The 22281-nt window shown below is 42.5% G+C and carries 18 protein-coding genes and 1 pseudogene; 5 read left to right on the plus strand and 14 right to left on the minus strand.

From position 1 onward, the window contains the following. Positions 1 to 116 precede the first annotated feature (116 nt). The 7 genes from QZZ43_RS07440 to nusB form a co-directional block, all read right to left on the minus strand. Complete coding sequence (locus tag QZZ43_RS07440) at positions 117 to 563, minus strand: DUF5606 domain-containing protein (RefSeq protein WP_291857559.1); 447 nt, start codon at positions 561 to 563, stop codon at positions 117 to 119. Positions 564 to 631: 68 nt separating this feature from the next. Continuing rightward, positions 632 to 1360 (minus strand): TerB family tellurite resistance protein, encoded by a 729-nt coding sequence (locus tag QZZ43_RS07445; RefSeq protein WP_291857561.1) that lies wholly within the window; start codon positions 1358 to 1360, stop codon positions 632 to 634. Continuing rightward, positions 1360 to 1938 carry a dephospho-CoA kinase gene (coaE, locus tag QZZ43_RS07450; RefSeq protein WP_291857577.1) on the minus strand — a complete coding sequence of 193 codons (579 nt, stop codon included), beginning with the start codon at positions 1936 to 1938 and terminating at the stop codon, positions 1360 to 1362. The genes QZZ43_RS07445 and coaE overlap by 1 nt, the downstream gene beginning before the upstream one ends. A gap of 7 nt (positions 1939 to 1945) precedes the next feature. Further along, entirely contained in the window at positions 1946 to 2965 is a 1020-nt protein-coding gene (locus tag QZZ43_RS07455; RefSeq protein WP_291857562.1) for a YbbR-like domain-containing protein, read from the minus strand. 195 nt (positions 2966 to 3160) lie between these two features. Next, on the minus strand, positions 3161 to 3475 hold the full coding sequence (gene yajC / locus QZZ43_RS07460; RefSeq protein ID WP_291857563.1) for a preprotein translocase subunit YajC: 315 nt from the start codon (positions 3473 to 3475) through the stop codon (positions 3161 to 3163). A gap of 88 nt (positions 3476 to 3563) precedes the next feature. After that, a complete protein-coding gene (locus tag QZZ43_RS07465) occupies positions 3564 to 4007 on the minus strand; it encodes a DUF1573 domain-containing protein (protein ID WP_291857564.1) in 444 nt (147 codons plus the stop codon). Then, positions 3985 to 4938 (minus strand): transcription antitermination factor NusB, encoded by a 954-nt coding sequence (nusB, locus tag QZZ43_RS07470; RefSeq protein ID WP_291857565.1) that lies wholly within the window; start codon positions 4936 to 4938, stop codon positions 3985 to 3987. Before nusB ends, QZZ43_RS07465 begins: the two co-directional genes overlap by 23 nt. Before the next feature lie 335 nt (positions 4939 to 5273). Here nusB and QZZ43_RS07475 point away from each other — a divergent pair, with 335 nt between their 5' ends. After that, on the plus strand, positions 5274 to 5657 hold the full coding sequence (locus QZZ43_RS07475) for a DUF3276 family protein (RefSeq protein ID WP_291857566.1): 384 nt from the start codon (positions 5274 to 5276) through the stop codon (positions 5655 to 5657). Between the two features lie 94 nt (positions 5658 to 5751). On the opposite strand, the gene QZZ43_RS07480 is transcribed toward QZZ43_RS07475, so the two are convergent. Continuing rightward, positions 5752 to 6510 (minus strand): hypothetical protein, encoded by a 759-nt coding sequence (locus QZZ43_RS07480; RefSeq protein ID WP_291857567.1) that lies wholly within the window; start codon positions 6508 to 6510, stop codon positions 5752 to 5754. 454 nt (positions 6511 to 6964) lie between these two features. Here QZZ43_RS07480 and feoB point away from each other — a divergent pair, with 454 nt between their 5' ends. Further along, positions 6965 to 9454 carry a ferrous iron transport protein B gene (feoB, locus tag QZZ43_RS07485; protein WP_291857568.1) on the plus strand — a complete coding sequence of 830 codons (2490 nt, stop codon included), beginning with the start codon at positions 6965 to 6967 and terminating at the stop codon, positions 9452 to 9454. A 218-nt stretch (positions 9455 to 9672) separates the two neighbouring features. After that, positions 9673 to 9876, plus strand: coding sequence for a FeoB-associated Cys-rich membrane protein (locus tag QZZ43_RS07490; protein WP_291857569.1), 204 nt, complete (start codon positions 9673 to 9675; stop codon positions 9874 to 9876). A gap of 7 nt (positions 9877 to 9883) precedes the next feature. Here QZZ43_RS07490 and QZZ43_RS07495 read toward each other — a convergent pair whose 3' ends face one another. Genes QZZ43_RS07495 through QZZ43_RS07505 form a run of 3 tightly spaced genes read right to left on the minus strand, consistent with a single transcriptional unit; the run spans position 9884 to position 13143 of the window. Beyond that, positions 9884 to 11335 carry an aminoacyl-histidine dipeptidase gene (locus QZZ43_RS07495; protein WP_291857570.1) on the minus strand — a complete coding sequence of 484 codons (1452 nt, stop codon included), beginning with the start codon at positions 11333 to 11335 and terminating at the stop codon, positions 9884 to 9886. Between the two features lie 25 nt (positions 11336 to 11360). Further along, complete coding sequence (locus QZZ43_RS07500; protein WP_291857571.1) at positions 11361 to 12254, minus strand: transglutaminase-like domain-containing protein; 894 nt, start codon at positions 12252 to 12254, stop codon at positions 11361 to 11363. A 16-nt stretch (positions 12255 to 12270) separates the two neighbouring features. Beyond that, complete coding sequence (locus tag QZZ43_RS07505; protein ID WP_291857572.1) at positions 12271 to 13143, minus strand: nucleoside phosphorylase; 873 nt, start codon at positions 13141 to 13143, stop codon at positions 12271 to 12273. Positions 13144 to 13331: 188 nt separating this feature from the next. Between QZZ43_RS07505 and QZZ43_RS07510 the strand changes: the two genes are divergently transcribed. Further along, a complete protein-coding gene (locus QZZ43_RS07510; RefSeq protein ID WP_291857573.1) occupies positions 13332 to 13799 on the plus strand; it encodes a DUF4293 domain-containing protein in 468 nt (155 codons plus the stop codon). Between the two features lie 542 nt (positions 13800 to 14341). Here the strand turns inward: QZZ43_RS07510 and odhB are convergent. Together odhB and QZZ43_RS07520 are read right to left on the minus strand one after the other, a co-directional pair. Continuing rightward, positions 14342 to 15619: a 2-oxoglutarate dehydrogenase complex dihydrolipoyllysine-residue succinyltransferase gene (odhB, locus tag QZZ43_RS07515; RefSeq protein WP_291857574.1), complete on the minus strand. Its 1278-nt coding sequence runs from the start codon at positions 15617 to 15619 to the stop codon at positions 14342 to 14344. Between the two features lie 149 nt (positions 15620 to 15768). Continuing rightward, positions 15769 to 18588 (minus strand): 2-oxoglutarate dehydrogenase E1 component, encoded by a 2820-nt coding sequence (locus QZZ43_RS07520; RefSeq protein WP_291857575.1) that lies wholly within the window; start codon positions 18586 to 18588, stop codon positions 15769 to 15771. 265 nt (positions 18589 to 18853) lie between these two features. Between QZZ43_RS07520 and QZZ43_RS07525 the strand changes: the two genes are divergently transcribed. Next, on the plus strand, positions 18854 to 21757 hold the full coding sequence (locus QZZ43_RS07525) for a PD-(D/E)XK nuclease family protein (protein WP_291857576.1): 2904 nt from the start codon (positions 18854 to 18856) through the stop codon (positions 21755 to 21757). A gap of 89 nt (positions 21758 to 21846) precedes the next feature. Here QZZ43_RS07525 and QZZ43_RS07530 read toward each other — a convergent pair. Beyond that, a pseudogene (locus QZZ43_RS07530) lies at positions 21847 to 22281 on the minus strand (tRNA (guanosine(37)-N1)-methyltransferase TrmD); the annotation flags it as partial.

Raw genomic sequence — 22281 nt, forward strand, 5'->3', positions numbered from 1 at the left:
GGTCTCTCTTGCAAAGCGGCTGCAAAGATAACGCATTGTTTCCCGCTTTTCCAAAAAAAAAGAACAATAAAAACTGAACATAAATATAACATTCAGTTAATCAGAATGAAAAATTTCTAGTCGTTATTCTTCTCTGTGTTCTCTTCTGTATTCTCCTCTTCCTGGCTCTTCTTATATTCTTCAATAGCATCAGCAGTTATAATCTCCTTGTCTTTAAGTATATTGTACCAGGCAAACACCTTTTTGATGTCTGAAACATATACTCTTTCCTCATCATAATCGGGCAACGCCTCTTTAAAAGCTTTTTTGAGCTCGTTAGATGAAGCTTTTTTAGGATCAACCTCCAGGTTTTTCTCAAAAACATTCACAAACACATCAGCGAGCTTGGCATCCCCATCAAGTGTAAAGATAGAAATATCTTCAAGAGAACTGATTTTCGAGGTGGCATAAGCCGGTATTCTTTTCCCGTCAATAAGCGATTCTACGATAATGCTGTTTTTCGCATTCGTAATCATTTTGAAAAGCCCGGGCTTCCCTGAAATTGCAAGAATTCCTTTCAACATGTTCCTTCAGATTTAAATTTAGGCTGCAAAAATAATACAAACATTAAGATGTCAAAGAGCCGAGACTATCAATTCATATCTCTCTCCTTTTTTATTTTGTTGTATGCGTCATTCACTTTGGCAAACTTGTCATTGGCGGACTTCTGAAATTCAGGTCCCAAATGACTTACTTTATCAGGATGAAACCTCAATGCCATTTTGCGGTAAGCCTTTTTCACCTCCTCATCTGGAGCTGAAGAAGAAACCTCCAATACTTTGTAGGCTGCCTCAAGGTTATCGTAAAACATATTAAGAACTGCCTGATAATCGGATGGAGAAACCCCCAATAATCCGGAAATTCTTTGAATCATCTGAACTTCCACACTGTTGAGTTGGCCATCGGCTTTAGCCAGACCAAATAAAAGGTGTAAAAGTTGCACCCGGCTATCATATCCCACATTTACCCGAACCTGGTGACAAACATCCGAAAGCGGTATTTCCTTCTTCATAAGGTCACGCAAAACATTAAGAGCGTCTTTGGCTTTTTCTGCTCCCAGCATATTGCGCAAATAAACCTTTACATAATCCAACTCTGACCGCAGGACTTTTCCATCGGCTTTCATGACTGCTGCCATAAGCACCAGCAACGAAACCACAAAACCATCACGGGCCGTTCCGCCACTCATTCCATGTGTCCGTTGACCATCGACAGTGACTGCTTCGGCTTGGCTGCCTAAAAACATTCCGATTAATGCACCAACCGGGCCAAAAACCCACCATCCTAAACCAAAACCTAACAATGAACCTATAAATCCCATTACTTCAACAATTCTTTGTGTATTTCTAAAACTTGTGGTATTACCAACTGAACATCATCAGCTCTAACCTCAAAATCGCTAAATTCCCGTAACTTTTCCTGTTTCCACTGATTGTTAATTCTTTCCATCACTTTTTCTCTGGAATGTTGGTCGCGGGTCATAACCCTTTCGATTCTGATTTCATCAGGGGCTGTAACCAATACAACATTATCAACAAATTTGTACCCTTCGCTTTCGATCAGAACCGCTGCTTCTTCAATTACATAAGGTGCTGTTTGTTTTTGACACCATTTTTCAAAATCCCTTCTTACAAAAGGGTGCACCAGCTTGTTTACTTCCTTCAAAAGCATGCGGTCGTTAAAGATATTCCCAGCCACCAATTGCCGGTTCAACCGTCCGTTGTTGGAAAAAACATTTTTGCCAAACAATTTTATATATCCTGTTTTAAGCAGAGGTTCTTCTAACACAAGATCTTTAGCACGCACATCGGCATAATAAACCGGTATACCCAAAGATTCAAATATACGACAAACGGTGGTTTTACCGCTGCCAATGCCTCCCGTAACACCAACTTTCATCAAAACCTCATCGTTTTTTTTCAAGCAAATATTCCACAAATATGGGCGAGAAATTTAATGACTCCACATGTTCGGGAACTCTTTCCATGCGTACTTTCAACCGGTCGGGCCGTTCCTCATTAAAGACCTGATCCAGATCGACCACTGCACGAAACATATTTCGATCAATTTTTTCGTACTTACTGATTCCTACACGAAATGAGATCTGTATTTCGGAGGGAAAGGTTTTTATTCTCAGGCTATCAGGAAGACCGTTAATTCGGAGCGGAACGCTAACATTTAATTCGGTAAACGGCTCCACGGGAATCATTGCTGCCACTCTTTTAACAGAACTCTTAATCTGTGGGGGAAAGTCAAGGTTTACCATTGTAGATACCGTATCGGCAAGATTTTCGAACATTAGCGGACGCGCTTCAATATACCCAAGTGTATCTATGATTTTCCTGGGTCCGTAGATTTCGACAGAATCCGGCCTTAAAAGTACGGGCCCAGCCTGCAAAAACTGCTTTTCGAAAGTAAACTGAGTCTCCACTTTCACGGGAACCCTGGCAGTTCCTCTTTCCCAAAGAGGAACAAACAAAGTATCTGGCTCAATATCAATTAGCTCCATACCCTGAGATAATTGAGCTACAATACGATTATGACCATCCTTAGTTACAGTGTAAACACCCTTTTCATCATCTGACGACCAGGGTTTCATTTCCGACACATCAAAAGTAAGCGGAAGAAAAGTATTACTGAGTTGATATCTGAGAATAACAAATCCTCCGGCACGCACTTTCAACAAGATTTTACTTTTTAACTCATCGGGAAGCATTTTGTCTTCCGGAAGATTCTCAAACCGAACCGGATAAGTTAAAGTAGCCGTATAATCTTTTCGCAGCGCATTTAAAAACCAAAAACCCGTAGAAATAACCAAGAAGGCAAGAAAAATAATTACATTTCTATCCTGCCTAACCCGGTCTAACCAATCCCTCAGGTTAACCCATAGATTTTGAAGATAATAAAAAAAGCCGCTCCAAGACATACAGACAAGTTTTAAATTTGTAAGCCCTTTGCAGGATACCGGGATGAAGAATTGAAAACCCGCTGTTCAAAAAGACATCTTCTCAACTCGAAGAATCAAACAACAATCCCTAACTCCAAAAAAAGGCCAATGATTGACAAAAATAACCATTGACCTCTTATAAAACAATATTTTCAAAAACCTCTATCCGGGCTACTACTTCTTGGCAGCATCAGACATATCCATAATGATACCGGCTTTGTCAACCTTAATATTTACATCGTTGGCAATTTCAATTACCACGTGACTCTCTTTTACCTCAGTCACTTTTCCATAAATACCGCCGGTCGTTACAACCTTATCACCTTTTTTGAGGCTTTCACGATATTTTCTCAATTCTTTTTGTCTTTTCACTTGTGGGCGAATCATAAAGAAATAAAACACCACAATAATCAAAAGAAAAGGTAATAATTGCATAAGCATACCCGAATTACCTTCTCCACTTGCTGCTTGTAAAAACAAACTCATCATAATATTATTAAATTTTGGTTCTAAACTAATTCTTACCTGATTAAGCCTAAACTCAAATCAGACTCAAATAAACAATGTTGCAATATAATTATTTTTTGCCGACTTCAGCAATTATTGACAATCGGACAGGCTTTTTATGGTTCCGAAAATAAACACGAATTTCCTGAAACTGGGCGCCTCGTTTACCGCGACTATCAAAAATAACCTCGACAAACCCTTCCTCACCTTTTTTTATTGGTTTTTCGGAATATTCGGCAACAGTACATCCACATCCGGTGGCAACCCTTTCAATCAATAAAAGTCCGTCTCCGGAATTATTATATCCAAACCGGGCTCCCACTTCTTCACCTGAGTCAAGGTTTCCAAAATCGTGTTCTACCACCTCAAAAGTTGGGGCTCCGCCAAAGGAATCAGCAGTAAAATCATCTTCCTCCTCAGACTCATCGGACTTACTGGCAAAATTACATCCGGCTATCAATAATAATAGAACTAATACTGAAAAAACATGATTAATCCGTATTCCCCTCATCATTGTCTCCTATTTTAATCAAATGCTCTTCTGTTTTTAGATGGTTGATAATTTTATCGAGAATACCATTAATAAAGTTGCCACTCTTGGGCGTTGAGTAATGTTTGGCGATCTCGATATACTCGTTGAGTGTTACTTTCACCGGGATTTTGGGAAATTCAACGACCTCTGCGATAGCAATTTGCATCAACACAATATCTAGATAAGCAACGCGATCCAGCTCCCAGTTTCGGGAAAACTTTTTTATCAGACCCTGATAATCAGTATTGTTTATCACCGCTTTTCGAAAAAGTGTTTTGACAAACTCTCTGTCTTCTTCGTCCTTAAATTCACGTTGAAGAGGTTGGGTTTCGCCTTTTTCTTCTTCAAATTCTTTAAGTGTTTTAACCACAATACTCACAACAAACTCAGCCTCATCGTTCCAGAAAATACTCTGTTCTTCGAACAAAGCATAAAGCGGAAGATACTGACCAATTACTTTTTCAAAAAGCTTGGCAAGGAATTTCCTGTCGGCTTCATAATTGTCTTCTTCGCTTTCCATGTAACGCTTGTACAAGTCGGACTCAATAATGAGTAAAAACACATCTTTAATGTATTGCTCATTATTATTCCAGGAAAGACCCGTGGCATCAATATAATTGAGTAATTGCTTATTGTCTCTTAACTGAAGAATCACCCGGTTGTTGATAAACTTTTTATTGGGGTGTAAATCTTCGAAAGCAGGTCTTTTTTTGTTGAGTCCGTTCTCGATGCGTCTTTCCGCATAGTCGCGCACATCAAGAATCAACAACAGTAAGAGATGGTAAAGTTCATGAGATTTTGAAATACTATGAAACAGTTCCTTTTCAGTTTGTTGGATGGTGGATTCACCCCCCCTGAAATGACCGTAAACCGTTTGCATCACTTTCACTCGGAGCAGTCTTCTACTAAGCATTCGTTAAAGAACTTTTGTTACTTCAGATAATTTTCATCCACAAAAGTAGGTCTTTTTTTATTTTGCACAAGATCGTAATGGCATTAAAAAAAAAAAGGTCACAAAAGTGTGCCTATACTCCACAATTTCAGAGAGTAATAAATCGCAAAAAAGCTTTTTCATCCGAAGTAGTTTTACAAAAAAACCTCAAAAAATTGAACAATCGGACAATTCTCCGTTAAAGAGTTTAAATTTTAGAATAATTTTGTAAACAATTTTTGGTTATTTCAAAAAATTATTGCCATTTTTGACCAGAAGAAACACAATGTTTTCTTACTCAAAAAAATTATTTTAAGATGGAAGGATTTGACAAAAAAGATGATTTTGACAAAAAGAGAAATGACCGGGACGACATCTTTTCAAAAGCGGTAAGAGCGGGAAAGCGTACCTATTTTTTTGATGTAAAGGCCACGCGGAAAAATGATTACTACCTGACCATTACCGAAAGCAAGAAGCGCTTTGAGGAAGACGGACGCTTTCGTTTCGAAAAACACAAACTATTCCTTTACAAGGAAGACTTTGAGAAATTTGCAGTGGGTCTGAAAGAGGTGATTGATTTCATCCAGGACGAACAAGGTGTTTATACCGAGGAGGGTCCAAAGAATGAAGAGCAGGAGACTGCCGACAGCCTTTCTACAGCCGAATACACCAATGTTGATTTTGAAGACCTCAGTAAATAGAGGGTCATTTTATCTTACAAAAAAAACGAGTCCGGAATTAATTTCGGACTCGTTTTTTTATGTCTGTAATAATGGCTGAACATGATTCAAGTGACTAAATAGGTTCTCCGCTGCTCTCTCCATTAGTCATTTTGCCGGTTTTTATTTTTTCAAGAATATCTCCCAATTCATTATATGTAAGCTTCTTAACATTTGTCAGGATAAAATCTTTTCGTAATCCGGCTCCCAATAAATTGGACTCATCGATTACTGCCTGAACCTTTTCGTTGAGCGAAACATCAATAGGGACCAATCCCCAAAAAGTGACGAATTGACCGGAGAAAGCTAAAAATTCCAATTTTCCTCCAAACTTATCAAACATATATTCAATCTCACCGGAGATGACTTTTTGTCTGGTTGTTTCAAGAGGCAGCCCATCTTCAGAGAAAAAAGCGCCAAAAAAACGAAGCTGTTGACCACGTCCGCCAAGCCCCGTAGAAATAAACATTGGGGGATGGTCAAGCATGGAAGCCTGAAAAATCAGTTTGCACTCCTGCAAAGCAAGGTAGGTCCAATCTTCCAGTCCGTTATCAGGAGTTTCCTGATAACTCTGAAGAATGCGTATAGCCTCCGGTCGTCCAAGAGAAGCAATAGCAGCAAGCTTTTTTCTTTTGCTTTGCCTGGAAGAATCGTCCCACAATTCAAACTGTCCGGCCATAACAATATTGGGTACAAGATTATTCTTGATCTCCTTTGACATTCGCATGTAAGCCATCTGAGTGTCAAGACCAACCTCACGCTCCATTATCTGAATGTCCCCACCGTTTTCTCGGACTACTTTCTGAAAATCTTCAAATGTCCCTGAAAAATCCATGAATCCTCCCTTTTTTTTTAACCCCTCAATAATCTTACCATAAGTATAACTAAAAGGTTACCTTAAATGTTTTGGTCTCTCCGACTGACATCCTGTCGCCACCTGTTGATACTAACTGCCATTTTGTACAAAAAAAACACTCGCAACCAAACTTTGACCAATATTAAAATTAGATTTCATCGTAATACTGCCATCATAAAACTTTGTATCACACAATAATTTAGTCACCGATGGCAGATTACTTCCATCTGCACCACAAAAGTGAAAACAAAAAACCTTTTGGTTCAGGATTAAAAATCCCTAATAGTTGGGATTGTTGAGTAAAATACCTTTTGCTATTTTTGAGAAATTTTAAATAAGGGAAAAGCATCAGGACTAATAAATTCAACCAATGCTGATTAAACCTTGTTTTTAAAGGTAATCAGGGCAAAGTTTTTAAGAACGTTTTCCATATATGAATCTATCAGAGTTATCGAACGGGCAGGAAGGAGTTATTGTAAAAGTGAAGGGACATGGAGCCTTTAGGAAACGCATTATTGAAATGGGTTTTGTAAGAGGCAAAAAAGTGACCGTCATAAAGAATGCTCCTCTGAAAGATCCGATTGAATATAAAATAATGGACTACAAGGTTTCTCTGCGACGAAGTGAAGCCCGATTGATTGAAGTTGTTTCCCATAGGGAGGCCGAAGAGATGGAAACCAGAGAATTCAATGGTACCATCAGCGATGATTTGCTTTCACGAAGTGCCACCGAAAAGCGTAAAACCATCAACGTAGCCCTGGTCGGCAATCCCAACTGCGGCAAAACCACCATTTTCAATCAGGCGAGTGGCGCCAACGAGCATGTGGGGAACTATAGTGGTGTTACCATCGATATTAAAACCGGAAATTTTCATTACAAAGACTACACACTGAAAGTATCCGACCTCCCTGGCACCTATTCACTTTCCGCTTATAGTCCGGAGGAGGTATTTGTTCGGGAACACATTAGTCAGGAAATGCCTGATATCATCATCAATGTGGTGGATGCCTCCAACCTGGAAAGAAACCTCTACCTCACCTCCCAGTTGATTGATATGGATGTCCGTACGGTAGTAGCGCTGAATATGTTTGACGACCTTCAGAAAAAGGGAGACAAGCTGGACTACAACCACTTGGGCACAATGCTTGGTATTCCTTTTGTTCCAACAGTTGGCTCCAAGGGAACCGGGATAGAAGAGTTATTTAAAACAGTGGTCGATGTTTATGAGGACAAAACAGAGACAGCGAGAAGAGTAAAAATCAATTATGGCGATAATATTGAAAAAGCCATAGAGAATATAGAGCAGATTGCCGCTGACTTTGCCGAAATAAACAGTAAAGTATCTCCCCGGTTTCTGGCCATAAAACTATTGGAAAAAGACCAGGTATTCAGAGACCAAATGATTCTTGGTGAGTTATCTTCCATAACAGAATTGTCGGAAAAGCAGATTACAAAACTGGAAGAAATCTTTCAGGAAGATACCGAAACAGTGATTACCGATGCCCGATATGGCTTCATTGCAGGAGCCATGAAAGAAACTTACAAAGAAAACCCACAGCAAAGGCGTCAGAAAACCGATATTATAGATTCTGTTCTGACAAACAGACTTTTTGGCTTTCCCTTTTTCTTCTTCTTTATCTGGCTGATGTTTCAAGCTACCTTTCGTTTGGGAGAATATCCCATGGGCTGGATTGAAGAGGGCGTAGCCATGCTGTCGCAGTGGACATCCGGCATACTGTCTCCCGGCCCATTTACTGACCTCATCGTGGACGGCATCATCGGAGGAGTAGGTGGAGTAATCGTGTTTCTTCCCAATATTCTGATTTTGTTTTTCTTTATCTCCTTTATGGAAGATACGGGATATATGGCGCGGGCCGCCTTTATTATGGATAAGGTGATGCACAAAATAGGCCTGCATGGAAAATCCTTTATCCCCCTGATTATGGGATTTGGGTGTAATGTGCCTGCCATCATGGCCACCCGTACAATTGAAGATCGGAACAACCGGTTGCTTACCATACTCATCAACCCTTTCATGTCGTGTAGTGCCCGTTTACCGGTTTATATACTGCTGATAGGAGCTTTTTTCCCGGAACACCCGGGAACAGTCCTGTTTCTGCTTTACGGAACAGGAATCGCCCTGGCGGTTATCGTTGCCCGCATTTTTAAGCGGTTTCTGTTTAAAAAATCCGACACGCCGTTTGTGATGGAATTACCGCCATACCGGCTTCCCACGCTGAAGAGTACCACCCGACACATGTGGTTCAAAGGGAGTCAGTACCTGAAAAAAATGGGTGGAGTTATCATGGTTGCATCAATAATTATTTGGTTTTTAGGCTATTACCCCCGGGCAAATGAACAAACCCAGGCCATTGAAACCCAAAAACAAGATTTGGTTGAGAAATACTCAGAACTGAAAAGACATGCCGATTCTGAACTGGCAGAGAAAATAGAAAACGAGCAACAGAAAAAGCTGGAAGAGCTTGACCATGTTCAGGAGAAGGTTCGCCACGAAGGCAGCTATATCGGACGTTTAGGCAAAAGCATTGAACCGGCGATTGAGCCCCTTGGTTTTGACTGGAAAATGGGTGTCAGTCTGCTCAGCGGAGTCGCAGCCAAGGAAATCGTTGTAAGTACCATGGCTGTTTTGTATCAAACTGATGGGGCCGAGCCCAGTGGAAATGCCCAGTTGATAGAGCAAATCCGAAAAGATAAATACCCAGACGGGAGGCCGGTGTTTACGACCCTTTCGGCTATCTCCTTTCTGATATTTATCTTAGTCTATTTCCCGTGTGTTGCCGTTATAGCAGCAATCAAAAAAGAAGCTGGTTCGTGGAAGTGGGCCCTTTTTACCATATTCTACACCACCGGATTGGCCTATTTTTTGTCACTGATTGTTTATCAGGGGGGACAGTTGTTTTGAATTTGGGGGCCCAAAAACCCCCTCAAGGAGGACTTTGAAACACATTTGGGGTTCGGGATTTTGAGTTCAGGGTTTTGACCTCTAATCCCTAATTGCCTACTTGCCTAATCCCCTATTTCAGGTTTTGAGTTGTGGGTTGGCCGGTTCCCCTTCAGGGGGTTATGGGGTAAGCGCGGGGAGTTTTGAGTTAGTGTTGAACGATTGAAGAAAGGATTAGTATGATACAGGAAATTTTGACAGGAATAGTTGTAAGTGCAGCATTTGCCTATACTTTTTATTCTTTTTGGAAAGCCGTTTTTTCTGATAATGGAAGGGCCTGTGGAGGCGGATGTTCGTCTTGTTCAGCCAAGGATCTCTTGATAAAAGACATCAACAAAAAAGGAAAGAGGCCTAAATTTGAGCAATTCAGACCTCTTTCATAATTTAAGGTTACGATTTTAGCATAAGTAGCAGATGATCCCAATATTTTCGGACCGTCTCTATATTTACTCTTTCATCGGGAGAATGTGCCCCCTTAATGGTTGGCCCGATAGAGATCATATCCATATCGGGGTATTTCTGAAGAAATAAGCCGCACTCCAGTCCTGCATGGATGGCTTTCACATCGGGTTTGGATCCGAAGAGTTTTTCGTAAGTAGAAACAGCAACCTCCAATATCGGTGACTCCATGTCCGGTTCCCATCCGGGATAACCATCAGAGTGCTCTACGCGGGCACCTCCCAGCTGAAAAACACTTTCAACCATATTCGCTAAATCGTTGCGGGCACTTTCCACCGAACTCCGCTGGCTGGTAGTCACTAAAATCTCATCATCCATCATTTTTACCGAAGCCAGGTTGGTGGTAGTTTCCACAAGTCCGTCAATTTCTTTGCTCCACTCCATCACGCCGTGTGGACAAGCATATAAGGAGTTCAGCAGCTTCTGCTGAAAACCGGAAGAAAAGACTTTTTCCGGCAGGTCAGTCGAACCCAAGCGCAGTTTCACAGCGGGATCGGTATGCCTTAATTCCTGCTCCACCTCGTGCGTAAGCATATTTAATACTACTCTTGCTTCTTCTTTGTACCTGGATGGCACAACGCCTAAAGCTGAGGCTTCCCGGGCAATGGCGTTTCTCAAATTCCCCCCTTCCAAACGGGCCACTTTAAAATCATATTCCCGGGCCATCTGCCACATATAGCGCACCAATATTTTATTTGCATTGCCGAGCCCCTTGTGAATATCGTCGCCGGAATGTCCACCTTTCAATCCTGTCACAACAATTTCAATAGCAGTATGACCTCCGGGAGTTTCCTCAAAAACAGGCGTAAAATGAGCAATAGTATCAATTCCTCCCGCGCATCCGATAAAAAGCTCCCCTTCATCTTCCGAGTCCAGGTTGATAAGTGTTCTGCCGTCGAAGAAACCCTCTTCAATATTAAAGGCGCCGGAGAGCCCGGTTTCCTCATCCACCGTAAAAAGACATTCAAGAGCAGGATGCGGTACATCATCGGCAGTCAGCAGTGCCAGCTGAGCCGCCATCCCCATACCATCGTCGGCCCCCAGGGTAGTCCCATCAGCCTTTATCCACTCTCCATCACGAACCGCAACAATCGGATCTTGGAAGAAATCGTGCTTTTTATCGTTGTTCTTCTCCCCCACCATATCCACATGCGATTGTAATACCACGGTTTTCTTATTTCCCATACCGGGAGTTGCGGGCTTCGAGATTACCACATTCCCAATTTTATCTCTTTTCGCCTCCAGATTGTGTTTTTCTGCAAAAGCAAGCAACCACGCCACAATTTTTTCTTCGTTTTTAGAGGGCCGGGGAATCTGACAGATTTCATCAAAATATTCCCAGAGCTTTTCCGGGTAGAGTCCTTCAAAAACTTTGTTTATCATTTATATTAGTTTTTAGTAATCCGTTTTAGTCCCTGGATGGGTTTGAATCCTCATCCATAATGGCCATCAATTCCCTTATTTCCTCTATCTTCACAAGCTGCCCGGTATGTTCGTAGGCTAAAACCAGGTTGTTCAGCACCCTGCGAATAATGGCCAGATTGCTACAGGGTTCAAAATAGGAATTATGTGCCTCCAATTTTTGCTGTTTAATAAAATGCTCTATTTCCTTGCGCCCGAGGACAGCACCTTTATTTATGGGATTGATGTAAAAAAGAACCGAGGATTTATCCCCCGAGGATTTCTTCAAAGGGGAATCAGGAGCATCCAGATAAGCCAGAATAAAATTTTTGGGCAAATTAACTCCGTAAATCGGAAGTCCCAGTCTATTAGCTATAGTGGAATAAATAACAGAGAGCGAAATGGGATTTCCCTTGCGTGTATCCAACACATCGCAAATAAACGAATTTTGAGGAGAAAGAAAGTTGCTGTTGTTACGGGAAAAACCATGAACATCAAAAAGAATGTGATTTAAAATTCGCACCTTTTCAAGAGCCGTAAGATGCTCATTCAACTCAAGCCAAACATCTTTCCGCAGCTTATTGATGGTTTCATCCATCTCTTCAAAAGTGAGCTCGGGATACTGATAACGAGCTACCAGCCAAGCCCCGGTAAGCAAATCTTCACCATCGAATGCCACCCAGGAGCGAAAACGCTTTTTCACATCCCTGAACTGCAATGAATGAATGATATTTTCAATTCTGTGCTGAAAAATTCCATCGGGATGCTCTTCCCAGGCTTTCTCCAACTCAGGCACAATCTCAACCTCGGCTTTCATCAATTCGCCTTCTACTGTACTGAAAATCTCCTCACTCGGATCGTCCAGTAAAATTATTAATGCCTTTATTTTATTGGTTTCCATACGCCCAAAAGCCTTATTAACATATTCGATCCAGCACGAACTGAATCAGTGACTTAATAACGGGTTTGTAATCTTTACTGTATGCACCTGCCTGTCTATTGGCAATAATTGCACAGACAGTAGCTGCTTTGTGACCCATTAATTTTGAAAGCCCGTAAATTGCCGAACATTCCATCTCATAATTGGTGATCCGTTCATCTCCGTAGCTAAAACCAGACAATTTATCATTTATCTCCGGATCCCTCAGTGAAAGCCGAAGAACCCTTCCCTGTGGCCCGTAAAACCCAGGTGCCGAAATGGTCACTCCTTTGTGAACATTTTTGTCGTACAAAAGGTTGAACAGTTCGTCGGAAGCATCCACCACATAAGGCCTGGTGAGACGATTCGACCATCCGGTGGCATCTATAAGTTTTTGCTCAAAATCAAGATTACAAATTCCTTCACAACCATCATAAAAATTAAGTAATCCGTCAAACCCGATGGCTTTTTGGCTTAGTAACCAACTGTCAACCGGCAAATCTTTCTGCAGCGATCCGGAAGTTCCTATGCGAACAATATTAAGGGAGGTTTTTTCCTTCTTAATGGTCCGACTTTCGAAATCGATGTTCACAAGAGCATCCAGTTCGTTGAGAACAATATCAATATTATCTGTACCGATACCCGTGGATAAAACAGTGACTGGCGTTTCTTTATAGGTTCCGGTGCGGGAAACAAACTCACGGTTGGCACTCCGGTGGTCAATCTCATCAAAAAAACCGGCCACCGTTTCCACACGTCCGGGATCGCCTACCAGAATGATATTGGGGGCCAGGTCGCCAGGTTTAATATGTAAGTGAAAGACCGATCCGTCCGAATTTATTATTAATTCTGATTCTTCTATTCTGCTCATACGTTATCTGTTTAAAACAATGCCCTTTATGTGTTAAGGGTTCATTCTATTAACCCCTAAACACCTACAATCGGATATTTCCGGTAACCTCAAAATAAGAAAAAATAATTGAAAAATAAAACCGATACCTCTCCTGCAAACCAATGTTAACGCAAATATTTTTACTTTTGCAAAAAAACAGCAATTCCATGATACAACGTATTCAAAGCATTTACCTCCTGATAGCCGGTATTCTTACCGGAAGTCTGTTCTTTTTTAGCATGGCCGAAATGGCTGATATGGAAGAACTTTACCGGCTCAACTGGCAGGGTATTTTTCAGGTTAACGCAGATGGCTCTATGGAAATGATGATACCCGGATGGGCTTTGTCCATACTAACCATAATGACCACAGCTATATCATTGATTACCATTTTTCTTTTCAAAAAACGATTGATTCAGATTCGTTTGTGCGCAATAAATATGGGACTTCAGCTGGGATTGTCGGGAATGATTTACTATCTGGCCCAAAGTGGCGCCAACGAATTGGGGGCTACAGAGGTTTCCTTCAACTGGCCACTTGTTATGCCACTAATTGCCATTATATTAACGTACCTGGCGCTGAGGAATATTGGAAAGGATGAAGCGCTTGTCAGGTCGCTGAATCGAATCCGGTAAAAACCGAAACCAGTAGTAGTCCAGTTCTGCCGTTTTGCCACACAAAAAACTCCTGGCAGAATCACACTCCGCTTAATGTCATTCCGAGTTTTCGAAGAATTTTTCATTAAAACAATGAAGACAATCAAGCCTAATATTTCTGTCATTCTGAGCGCGCGAAGAATCTCTGATAACCGTATCTGTTGATTTAATACAGACCCGTTTTTCAGCAATAGATTCTTCGTCGTTCCTCCTCAGAATGACAGGAGAATTCGTTTTTTGGACAGCCTTTTTTCATCCGTTTAAAATTTATTTATCAAAGTCGGATGAAACTCGCATGCAAGAATTTATACATGTTCTTGGCTCCGGTTTATTTCATTCACTGACAATATTAATACAATATCCATAGAAATTTCTATTCTAATTTGGATTGACCCTCAGCATTATTACTCCAATGATTCAACATTTTAGTAACAACTCTTTTTCATTTTTCTAATGATTTACTCGCTATTTTTAACTACAGCAATGTTCATTTGAGGCAATCCTTGCCATGCTCGTTTCATTTATAATTCCAAAATTGCTTTTAGGGGATCGTTCCCGGCAGAAAGGAATGCTTCAGGTTTTTCCAACATTTTCTTAACATCCATGAGGAACCCCACCGAGTCCTTGCCATCAATCAGTCGATGGTCGTAACTCAAAGCGATATACATCACAGGCCTGACTTCAACTTTTCCGTTTACCGCCACGGGGCGTTCAACAATATTGTGCATTCCCAGTATAGCCGACTGAGGCGGATTAATCAGCGGGGTGGAAAGCATAGAGCCAAATACTCCTCCATTGGTGATGGTAAAGGTTCCTCCACTCATCTCTTCAAGGGAAATCTTTCCCGAACGTGCTTTTTCAGCCAGTTTTTTCAGTTCTTTTTCGATATCGGCCAGAGATAGCTTATCCACATTTCTGATTACCGGAACCATCAACCCTTTAGGCGTCTGTACCGCCACCGAAATATCCACGTATTGTGGCGTAACAACCTCTTCCTTGTCCAGCATACTATTTACCCGGGGTCTGAGCTTTAGTGCAAGAGCAGAGGCTTTCATGAAAAAGGACATAAATCCCAGTTTCACCCCGTGTTTATCCACAAACTGTTCCTGATACCCCTTTCGGGTTTTCATAACGGCCGACATATCCACCTCGTTAAAAGTGGTAAGCATGGCGGTTTCGTTCTTCACACTCACCAGTCGCTGACTCAGTTTTCGGCGAAGCTGGCTCATCTTCTCCCGCTTCTCGCTGCGATCAATCTCCCTGTTTTGAGAAACTTCAGTTTTTGATGACACACCCTCTATTACGGCATCCACATCCGAAACAGATAACTTTTTTAGCCCGGCAACGATATCATCCACCGACAACCCTGCCGCTTTCATTTTTTCACGTGCCAGTGGAGTGGAACGAACTTTCTCATTTTCCACCTCCTTGTTTTTTCCCGCATCGGGTTCTTTTTTGGAAGTAACCTTTTCGGGTTCTGAAGTGTCGGCAGCCTTTTCTTTGTCTTCCTCTTCGGTGTTTTCGACCTCATCCACATCAACTTCTTCAACCTCATCAGGCACCTCCACCGAAGTATCAATGCGGCAAGCCACCTCTCCCACCGAAACAGTAGTGCCCGCTTCCACTTGAATTGAAATTTTTCCGCTTTGAGGAGCATTAAGCATCAGAGTAGCTTTGTCAGATTCAATCTCTGCCAAATCCTGATCTTTATGCACCAGGTCACCATCAGAAATCAGCCATGTGGCCAGTTCCACTTCGGAAATAGATTCTCCCGGACTTGGTATTTTAACGTCAATCATATGTTTTTTGATTAAATTCGATTATCATTTTCAGTGGTCCTTCAGACTCCGTTCAACACAAGAAACAAGATATAACCCCGAAACGGGCCAAATATTCTTAAAATTTCAAGTTTTCATTATTATCGACTCGCGATTATTTTTCCGGTTTCTTATATAGAAAAGCGCTGGGGAGATTCAAAATATTTGTGTTGTTTGAGAATCTCAGCACGGGATTTTCCTTCAACACACTGCAATCCGCAGTAATCATTTTTAAGCTCACAATGGCACTTTTTAAACACTTTTCCGATGATTTCTTTTTGTCCAACCACATGCAGTCCATTAAGTCCGGTAGCAGGACTGGCACTAGCCAAACGGGCCACCGGAACAAGCTTCAGTTCTGGAATCTGATTCTCAACATAATACCAGGGCCCCATGTTTTCAGGCTCTTCCTGGACCCAAAGATTTAACAATGCCTTAGGATATCGTTTAACCACTTCATGAATCTGTTTTTTAGGAAAAGGGTGCAACTGTTCTACCCTGATGAGGGCAACATCCCGGGCGTTAAGTTCCTCCTTGCGGGCAAGTAAATCGTAATAAATCTTCCCTGAGCAAAAGACGAGGCGTTTTACGGCATCCCGATCTGTATTTTCATCGTCAATTACTTCTTTAAAAGCCCCCGAAGCCATATCATCCATTTTGGAAACACACCTGGGATGTCTCAACAGGCTTTTGGGTGTAAAAACAACCAAAGGAATACGGAAGTCTCTCTTGATTTGCCTTCTGAGCGCGTGAAAAAAGTTGGCCGGGGTTGTACAGTTCAGAACCTGCATATTGTTATTGGCAGACTGATTTAAAAAACGTTCGATACGTGCGCTGGAATGTTCAGGTCCCTGGCCCTCAAAACCATGAGGGAGCAACATCACTAGTCCATTCATCAGGCCCCACTTTTCCTCGGCAGAACTCACAAACTGATCCATCACCACCTGCCCAACATTGAAAAAGTCACCAAACTGTGCTTCCCAGACTGTCAAACCATTAGGAATGCCCAATGAAAACCCATATTCAAAACCCAGAACACCGTATTCGTTAAGCGGCGAGTTGTAGATATTAAACGACGGCTGATCATCAGAAAGATGCTGCAACGGGAAATAGGATTCAGCCATATCTTCAAGAGTAAAACCGGCGTGACGGTGAGCAAACGTTCCCCGCACCGAATCCTGACCACTAATCCTTACCGGGTGCCCCTCATTTAGCAGGGATGCATAAGCCAGTTGTTCGCCCAATGCCCAGTCCAGCCGGTCTTCCGACACCATTTTTTTACGATCTTCCACCAGTTTCTCCAGTTTTCGGAAAAACTTGAACTCTTCGGGCAATTCATTGATTTTCCCGGCCAAATGGAGCAAAACATCCTTGTTGACACCGGTATCGGGAGATTTCTTAAAATCCCTGTCTTCGGAATACCGATATTCACTCCACAAATCCTTCAGGAAATGCCGAATATGAACCACATCTGTTTTTTGTGATTCAGACAACCCTGCTTCCAATTCTTCGTTATACTCCTTTTGGAGCTTTGCAATATCCTTCTTGCTAAGAACTTTCTCTTTCTGAAGCTTTTGAGCATAAATATCCTGTGGATTGGGGTGAGAAGCAATAGCTTTGTAAAGGGTAGGCTGCGTAAAACGTGGTTCATCTCCCTCGTTGTGACCGTGTTTGCGATACGAAAGAATGTCCAGAAACACATCCGCATGGAAAGTCTGGCGATACTCAACTGCAAGTTCCAAGGCATAGACAATAGCTTCCGCATCATCGCCGTTGACATGAAAAACCGGACTCCGTGTCACTTTTCCCACATCGGTACTGTAAGTACTGGAACGGGCATCAAGATAATTAGTTGTAAAGCCCACCTGGTTGTTGATAACAATATGAATAGATCCACCGGTGGAATAACCACTAAGCCGGGCCATCTGCACCACTTCGTAAACCACGCCCTGACCGGCAATGGCTGAATCACCGTGAATAATCACCGGGATAACTTTATTAAAATCACGGTTATAGGCATGTTCGGCCCGGGAACGAGTAAGTCCCTCGACAACAGGAGTAACCGCTTCCAGATGCGACGGGTTGGGCAGTAAATTTACTTTAACTGAATTTCCTGAGAGGGTATCCACATAATTATCGTAACCCAGATGGTATTTTACGTCACCCAGGGAAATACTGTCATCGTATTGGTCTCCATTAAATTCATTAAAAATATCACGAGCAGGCTTTTTAAGAATGTTGCTCAAAACATTTAACCTTCCCCGGTGTGCCATTCCAATCATCACTTCCCGGATGCCCAGTTCAGCCCCTTTTTCCACCAACGCATCAAGACCGGGAATCAGTACCTCTCCCCCTTCAAGAGAGAAACGTTTTTGACCGACAAATTTACGATGAATAAAACTCTCAAATCCGACAGCCTCCTTGAGCCTGTTAAAAATTCTCAGTTTTTTTTCCTTTGTGAATGCGGGGGTGTTGCGCACCTCTTCCATCCTCTTCTTTAGCCATGACACCATTTCTGGATGACGGATATAGAGGTACTCAACCCCCACAGATCCACAATAGGTTTGTTTTAAATGCTCAATAATATCTTTTAACGCAACTGGGCCCAGGCCGATTTCATTTCCAGCCTGAAACACTGTATCCAAATCATCGTCGGAAAGCCCGAAAGTCTCCACATCCAAGGTCGGAAAATACTTCCGTCGGGAGCGAACAGGATTGGTAGCAGTAAAAAGATGTCCCCGTTGCCGGTAGCCATGAATTAGGTTGATTACATTAAATTCCTTACTGACCTGCCCGGGAACCACTTCTTCGTATTTCATCCGGGCAAAATCGAACCCTCTGAAAAAATCACGCATTCCTGCATCCACAGAGTCAGGGTCTTTTTGATAATCCTGGTAAAGTTTTTCTATCGCTTCAATGTCGCTGTTTCCGACAAACGAAAATGAGTCCATAATTCCTGTTTATATGGCATTTTCCCGGTTCTGTCCGGGTTATGTGTTACCAAAAAATTTTTCTAAACCGTTTATTGTTTCGAAAATTCCAGTTTAGTTATCCAAAAAATGGAACGAAATTAACGAATTTCCTTCTGTTATATATTTTATTATTGACAAGGGAAATCAGCCAATAATCATTTATCTTTGATGGCGGTGAACCCAAAATTAGGGTTTTATCTGAAAACATTATCCCATTTTTTTCTTATTATCATAAAAAATCAATATGCGTTTTTTTCTGGAACAACTAGCCGATTACCATCTTCAAAAATATTTAACAGATATATCTGAGTTTTGTTTTGTTTTTCCCAGTCGCAGGGCCGGTGTTTTTTTTCGTCAGTACCTGAACGATAAAACCCCGAAGCCCATTTTTTCACCCGAAATCATCACCATCAATGACCTGTTCGGAAAGCTGGAACAACGCCCTGTCAGCGACAACATAAGTCTCATTTTCAAGCTTTTTGATTCTTACAGGGAGGTAATGGACAAAGAGATTTCACTGGACGATTTCATACCCTGGGGAGAGATGTGTCTGGCCGATTTTGACGATATTGACAAATACCTTGCTGATCCCGAGCAATTATTTCGCAATCTGGCCGACCAGAAAGCACTGGATGATGATTTTAGTCACCTGGACGACGACCAGGTGGAAGCCATCCGTACTTTTTGGAGTTCTTTTGACCCCGAAAAACTGTCGCGGCTCCAGAAATCATTTCTGGAAGTGTGGGAAAAGATGCCTGAACTGTACCGGCATTTCAACGAACGGCTCGACAGGGATAACGAAGCTTACGAAGGAAAAATGTTTCGACTGACAGCCCAAAAAATCCAGGAAAAAACGCTGAATGAAATCCCATACAAACACATTGTTTTTGCTGGCCTAAACGCGTTAAGTAATTGCGAAAAAAAACTATTGAATTACCTGAAAATTAAAGGCATTGCCTCCTTTTTCTGGGATTATCCCCAGTGGATAATGGAAGCCCCAATCCAGTCGTCGGAACAAGGCCTGATAAGAGGTGAACATGAGGCTGCCCGTTTTATCAAAACCAATATTTTTAATTATCCGATGCCTGCAGATTGGGATAACCCCCAAAGCCCAGGCCCTGAAAAAATAACCATCGCCACGGCTGCCAATGACCTGGGACAATCGCAAATAGGTGCGGAATTCCTGAAAAATGTGACCGCCAAAATCTCGGAAAAATCCCCGGCAGGTGAAAACGCCCCACACGCAAAAACAGCACTCGTACTGGCTGATGAAACCTTGATGTTGCCGGCCATTCATGCTATTCCCGAAACATGGGACAAGATTAATGTTACCTTGGGATACCCCCTCAAAAACACCCCGGCCTACGGACTGGTGGAAACATTGATGACACTGCAACAATCGATGCGCACCACCCGACAAGGAAAAACCTGGTTTTACCACCGCCATTTACTGGCATTGCTGCGTCATCAGTACATAACTACGATTCTGGGCAATGAGGGGCGCCAGCTGGTGAATAAACTGATTGCCGGGAATCAGGTATTCATTGAGAAGAGCAATATTCCTCCCAATGAATTTACCTACCGCCTCCTGGAGAAAACCGGCACCACCCAAGAGTTGACCAATTACCTTAAAGAGGTTCTGCAAACGGTGTATCAGCACCTGAAAAAAAATCCTGAAACAGCCCTTGAACGAGAGTTTGTTTACCATTTGTACCTCACCATAAAACGTCTGGGGGAGATATTGGCTGCACAGACGGAGAAGGTGAATCCCGAAACCTGGCACCGCCTGTTCCGGAAGCTGGCCGATTTTCAGACGGTGCCATTCCGTGGAGAACCGCTGAGTGGCCTTCAGGTAATGGGGATTCTGGAAACCCGGGTGCTCGACTTCGATAATCTGGTGATATTAAGCATGAACGAAGGAATATTTCCACACGCAGCCCCCCCAAACAGCTTTGTCCCATATAATCTGCGTAAAGGTTTCGGACTGCCCACCATCGATAATCAGGACTCTATTTTTGCTTACTACTTTTACCGTCTGATTCACCGGGCCAAAAATGTCACCCTGGTATGGGCATCCTCCGATGCAAAGGGCCAGGCAGGTGAAATGAGCCGTTTTTTACATCAGCTTTATTATGAGTATCCCGGAGTTGTGCAAAAAGACACCTACGTCCAGACCGTCGGAACCAAAATGGCTCCCCAAATTTTCTCGGAAAAGAATGCGGAAGTGATGCAGCAATTGGCTGTCTATTATCAGGATGGAGCAAGAGCCCTTTCGCCCAGTGCTCTAAGTACTTATATTGAATGTCCCTTGCGTTTCTATTTCAAATATCTGGTGGGGGCCAAAGAACCGGAGAATATTTCAGAAGAACTGGATCCCAGAATATTTGGAAATCTCTTTCACCAAACTGTAGAGGCCCTGTACAAGCCTTTTCTCAACAAAATGGTGACTCCCCAAATCATTGACGAGATTGCCAAACCCGAAAAGATTGCCAAAACACTGGAAAGCATTTTTGCCCATAATGTGCCATTTATCCGTCAGGACAAAAGTGTTTTTGTGGATTTACAGGGGAAAAACAGCCTGGTTTTTGAAGTACTGATGCGTTACCTTAAGGGTTTCTTCAAAAGCGAAAAACAGGATTCCCCTTTTACTCTAAAAGGACTGGAAGCCAACATGCACATAGAATTCAGCACTCCCTCGGGAAAAACCATAAGGCTGGGAGGAAACATTGACCGGCTGGACGAAAAAAATAGCATTACCCGCGTCATTGACTATAAAACAGGGCAGGGAGAAAACAAAATTGCAAACTTTGAAGACCTGTTTGACACCACCAAACACTCAAAAATCAAGGCCACCTTTCAGACATTACTATATGCCCTGATGGTGGAAAACAACGGGATCGCGCCTGAACAAATCCAGCCCGGCGTAGTGTGGATGCGCAAACTGTTTACCGACACCGACACTTCTCTATACTTGCAGGAAGGCAGACAGCAAAAAACGCCCATAACCCTTGCGCTGGCAAAGGAGGAGTACCAGGATGGTTTGGGAAAATTACTCGATGAGTTGTTTGATGAGAAAATTCCTTTCCGCCAAACCGAGCATGAGAAAAATTGTGAATATTGTGTGTATAAGGAAATTTGTTTGAAATAGGACTAAAAAATAAAGGCAGAAGGTGTCACCCCTGCCGGGGCTAATCCACCATGAAAAGTCACTTTGCCCCATGCCCTATGCCCTATGCTTCAATCGTCCAGCAAATCGGGGCGTAACTTTCGTGTGCGCTCGTAAGCTTGTTGTTCGCGCCATTCATCAATCAATTTGTCGTTTCCTGACAACAAAACATCGGGCACTTTCCATCCGTTGTAATTGGAAGGGCGTGTATAAACCGGCGGAGCCAGCAGGTTGTCCTGAAAAGAATCGGTAAGCGCTGAGGTTTCGTCGCCAATGACGCCCGGAATAACACGCACCACGGCATCAACCACCACGGCAGCGGCCAGTTCTCCCCCACTTAGCACAAAATCGCCAACCGAAATCTCGCCGGTAATGAAATGCTCTCGCACCCGCTGGTCAACTCCCTTGTAGTGACCACAGAGAATAATTATGTTGCCACTCAATGAAAGACGATTGGCCTCTTTCTGGTCGAAACGGTGTCCATCAGGAGTCATAAAAAGAATATG

The sequence above is a fragment of the Marinilabilia sp. genome (assembly GCF_016278715.1).
Classification (GTDB): Bacteria; Bacteroidota; Bacteroidia; order Bacteroidales; family Marinilabiliaceae; genus Marinilabilia.